Source organism: Mycobacterium lehmannii, from assembly GCF_002245535.1.
Classification (GTDB): domain Bacteria; phylum Actinomycetota; class Actinomycetes; order Mycobacteriales; family Mycobacteriaceae; genus Mycobacterium; species Mycobacterium lehmannii.
This window is the reverse complement of the sequence record NZ_NKCN01000059.1, coordinates 1-4,172: the sequence shown is the minus strand read 5'-3', so window position 1 is coordinate 4,172 and position 4,172 is coordinate 1. Positions and strand designations below refer to the sequence as shown.

6 protein-coding genes are annotated in these 4,172 nt (G+C 69.3%); 4 read left to right on the top strand and 2 right to left on the bottom strand.

Annotated elements, in window-relative coordinates; genetic code table 11:
- The first annotated feature begins 59 nt into the window (after nt 1–59).
- Nucleotides 60–410, top strand: coding sequence for a metallopeptidase family protein (locus CEX87_RS26810; RefSeq protein ID WP_064419422.1), 351 nt, complete (start codon nt 60–62; stop codon nt 408–410).
- Between the two features lie 59 nt (nt 411–469).
- Nucleotides 470–661: a hypothetical protein gene (locus CEX87_RS26805; RefSeq protein ID WP_094289864.1), complete on the top strand. Its 192-nt coding sequence runs from the start codon at nt 470–472 to the stop codon at nt 659–661.
- Here the strand turns inward: CEX87_RS26805 and CEX87_RS26800 are convergent.
- A complete protein-coding gene (locus CEX87_RS26800; RefSeq protein ID WP_066811787.1) occupies nt 641–1,327 on the bottom strand; it encodes a histidine phosphatase family protein in 687 nt (228 codons plus the stop codon). The two genes, CEX87_RS26805 and CEX87_RS26800, sit on opposite strands and share 21 nt — an antisense overlap.
- A complete protein-coding gene (gene pheA, locus CEX87_RS26795) occupies nt 1,324–2,250 on the bottom strand; it encodes a prephenate dehydratase (protein ID WP_094289862.1) in 927 nt (308 codons plus the stop codon). The genes CEX87_RS26800 and pheA overlap by 4 nt, the downstream gene beginning before the upstream one ends.
- A gap of 110 nt (nt 2,251–2,360) precedes the next feature.
- On the opposite strand from pheA, the gene CEX87_RS26790 reads away from it, so the two are divergent.
- Nucleotides 2,361–3,158: a DUF2470 domain-containing protein gene (locus CEX87_RS26790; RefSeq protein WP_094289860.1), complete on the top strand. Its 798-nt coding sequence runs from the start codon at nt 2,361–2,363 to the stop codon at nt 3,156–3,158.
- 19 nt (nt 3,159–3,177) lie between these two features.
- Nucleotides 3,178–3,945 (top strand): CPBP family intramembrane glutamic endopeptidase, encoded by a 768-nt coding sequence (locus CEX87_RS26785; RefSeq protein WP_094289858.1) that lies wholly within the window; start codon nt 3,178–3,180, stop codon nt 3,943–3,945.
- Nucleotides 3,946–4,172: the final 227 nt, after the last annotated feature.

Genomic DNA, 4,172 nt, shown 5'->3' with positions numbered 1-4,172 from the left:
CCCCGCGCCTGCGCCGCCCCCACCGGCACCGGCACCCGCGCCGCCGGGGCCGTAGCCGCGTGGCCGTACAGATGAGCCCGGAACGGTTCGAAGAACTGGTCTCCGAGGCGCTCGATCTGATACCGCCGAAGCTCGCCGACGCGCTGGACAATGTCGTCGTCCTTGTCGAGGGCCGCAACGACGAGGAGCCCGACCTGCTGGGGCTGTATCAGGGCGTCGCACTGACCGAACGCGATTCGTGGTACGCCGGTTCGCTGCCCGACACCATCACGATCTACCGCGAAGCGCTGCTGGAGCACTGCGACAGCGAACAAAACGTCGTCGACGAGGTGGCGATCACCGTGATCCACGAGGTCGCGCACCACTTCGGCATCGACGACGAGCGCCTTCACGAACTCGGCTGGGGATAGCGGGCAAACACACCGCGCGGCAACTGCGCTTTGTCGCCCGCGAGTGCTATCAAGGGGCCATGACCGAGTGCCGAGAATGCGTAGAGGGCCTCGAGCACTGCCATGGCACCGTCATCCACCACGTCGCGTGTCGAGCGGAATGCACCGAACCGGATTGCGTCACCCCGGAAGTGGCGCACGCGTTCGTGATCGACTGTGAGGCGATCAGCTGCGCGTGCACCGTCTCGGTGTCAGCCCATCGGGTCGGCTGAGCGCAGAGCGTCTTCGACCGGCCGCACGTCGGGCTCGGGGTAGAACGGCGGCGTCAGTGGCCCCCACTGCAGACAACTCCACCTGCCGTCGGGGGTCGGTGCCAGCACGACGGCCTCCGTGTTCCCCAAGTGGTGGTCGAGAGCGAAACTGCGCTCGACACCGGCCAGCACCGAGGACACCAGCCGGATCGCCGCGCCGTGGCTGACCACCACGATGTCGCCGTGCCAGGCGTCGTCGTCGAGATGGCGCATCCGCAGCTGGGTGATGGTTGGCACGTAGCGGTCCAGCACGTCGTGTCCGGTCTCGCCGTTGGGCATCGCCACGTCGAGATCGCCGTCGTGCCACTTCTGGTAGATCGATTCGAACGTCGCGATCGCCTCGTCGTCGTTGCGGTCCTCCAGATCGCCCACCTGGACCTCGTGGACCCCGTCGAGCTCCACAGGCGGCAACCGCAGCGAACCGGCGATCTCCTCGGCGGTCTGACGGGCCCGGTGGGCCACCGAATGCGCCAGGATCGCGGGCGCGCCAGGCATGCCCCTGGCGAAGGAGCGGGCCTGGTCGCGGCCGAGGTCGGTGAGTTCGGCGCCGGGCGGGCGGGTGTCGAGGCGACGGTGGACGTTGGCCAGCGACTGCCCGTGACGCACCAGCACGAGACGCCCGCTCACCTCAGGCCCTCCCTGAGTAGCGCCAGCCAGCTGGAGGCTTCGTCAAGGCCGGGAGGGGCCGCGCCTGCGGCCGCTCCGGTCGGCCAGGACCCGAGGAATCGCATATCCGAACAACGCCGGTGCAGCGCCTTGAGTGCCTCGGCCACCGCATCGTCGTCGATGTGGCCGACACAGTCGAGGAAGAAGATGTAGGTGCCCAACCCCGTTCGGGTGGGCCGTGATTCGATCCGAGTCAGATCGATGTCGCGGACCGCCAGCTCGGTCAGCGCCGAAACCAGCGCGCCGGGAACGTTGTCGAGTCGCAGCACCACCGACGTACGGTCGGCGCCCGTGCGCCCTGGCGGCGGGGCGGGCGCTCCGACGAGCACGAAGCGGGTGCGCGCGTTGGGCTCGTCGACGATGTCGGCTGCCAGCGCCTCCAGTCCGTAGCGCTTGGTGGCCAGCGCGGTGCTCACCCCCGCGTCGGCGCGCCCCTCGGCGACGTCGGCGGCCGCCGCGGCGTTGGAGTTGGCGGGCACCACCTGCGCCGACGGTAGATGCTCGGCCAGCCAGTGCCGCACCTGTGCGGCCGCGACGGGGAAGGCGGCGACGGTCTTCACGTCGTCGGCCGCGGTGCCGTCGCGCACCGCGATCGTGAACGAGACATCGAGTGTGAGCTCGGCGAAGATCTGCAGAGGTGTGCCGCCCGCCAGGCCGTCGAGGGTGGGTAGCACCGAACCCTCGATCGAGTTCTCGATCGGGACACAGGCGTAGTCGGTGTCCCCGTCGCGCACGGCGGCGAGCGCGCCCGTGGTGCTGTCGCACGGGACCGGCGTCACAGCGTCAGCGCCCGGGCCGTCGGGCAGCATCCCGTCGCCCGACATTTTGCGCAGCGCCGCCTCGGTGAAGGTCCCCTCGGGGCCGAGATAAGCGATGCGCGGCACGGAACAACACTATCGGGTCACCCGGGTAATGCCGTTCCGCTGCACGAAAGCCTTGCGGGATCCGCCATCGCTTAGTTAAGTTAGGCTCACCTTATCTCAGAGGAGGCTGCATGGCGACAACGGTCACGGCACCGACGACGGCCGAGCGGATCCGCACGGCGTGCGCCAAAGCGGGCGGCGCGATGCTCGCGGTCGAGGGCGGCGAGAACGGGGCTCCCACCGAGACACCGGTCCACCACCTGCTCGACGACGGCTCGTTCGCGATCACCGTTCCCGCGGACAGCGCGGTGGCGGCCAAGGCCGTCAGCGCGGGTGCCGGCGGGGTGCAGGCAGTGCTGGAGATGACGGACTACGCGCCGCTGCCGCTACGCGAGCCGGTGCGCTCGTTGGTCTGGATCCAGGGGCGCCTGCACGACGTGCCCGCCGGTGAGGTGTCGGCCCTGCTCGACCTGATCGCCTCGGAAGACCCCAATCCCGCGCTACTTCAGGTGAACTCGGCACCCGCTGACGGCGACAAGAGCCACACGCTTCTGCGGCTGGAAATCGACTCCGTGGTGGTCGCCGATTCCACCGGCGCCGAATCGGTCAGCGTGAGCACGCTGCTGGACGCGCGGCCGGACCCGTTCTGCGCGATGGAGTCGTGCTGGCTGCAGCACATGGAGTCGGCCCACCGCGACGTCGTCGAGCGGCTGGCCAGCCGGCTTCCGATGTCGCTGCGCCGCGGCCGGGTCCGGCCTCTGGGTCTGGACCGCTACGGCGTCCAGCTGCGGGTGGAGACCGACGATGGCGACCACGATGTGCGGCTGCCGTTCACCCGCCCGGTCGACGACGTAACCGGGTTGAGCCAGGCGATCCGGGTGCTGATGGGCTGCCCGTTCCTCAACGGGCTGCGCGCACGGAAGTTGTGACGGCGCTACCGTAGCTCCGGTGACCGGCGCCCCCGACGAGCTCACCGACCCTGCGCGCCGAGCCCTGCGCATCGAGATCGTCGTCGTACTGGCAGTGACGTTCGGCCTCTCGGCTTACAGCGCGCTGCTGAACCTGATCGAGTCGGTGCTCCTCGGCCTCTCCGGTCAGGTCGTCGCGCTCAATCCGCGCCGCTCCCCGTTCGACCTCATCGACCTCGGACTCAACCTCGTCTGGGTGTTCCAGCTGTCGGCATGGGGTGCGCTGGCCGTATACCTGTTGTGGCGCAGCGGAATCACCCTCAAGTCGATCGGGCTGGGTCGGCCCCGGTGGTGCGCCGACCTGCTCGGCGGGCTGGGCCTCGCCGCGCTTATCGGACTGCCCGGCCTCGCGCTGTATCAGGTCGCCCGGCTCCTCGGAATGAACGCCGACGTCGAGCCGGCCGAGCTGTACGACACATGGTGGCGGATACCGGTGCTGCTACTGACGGCGCTGGCGAACGGCTGGGCCGAAGAGGTAATCGTCGTCGGCTACCTGATGACCAGGCTGCGCCAGCTACGCGTGAGCTCGGTGACCGCCGTGGTCGTCACCAGCGTCCTGCGCGGGCTCTACCACCTCTACCAGGGTTTCGGCGCGGGGCTGGGGAACCTGGCGATGGGCCTGGTGTTCGGCTACGTCTACCTGCGGACCGGCCGGCTGTGGCCGCTGATCGTCGCGCATGCGCTGATCGATGCCGTGGCCTTCGTCGGCTATGCCCTGCTCGCCGGCCACCTCGGCTGGTTGCGATGAACATTGCGGGCCGGCGACGTAAATTTCTTTAGGTGACCGACAACCGGCAACCGCCCCGCGGGTTCGAGCCCCCGCCGCGGCCGCGCCGGGAGCCGTCACAGGTGATCCGCCGCGATCCCAACTACCGGCCGCCCCCACCGAACCCACCGATGCTGTCTCTTGTACCAATCTGACGCTGCCGCCGAAGGCTTAGGCGGAGCGATGCGGGCTGCGCGCGTCGTTGAAAA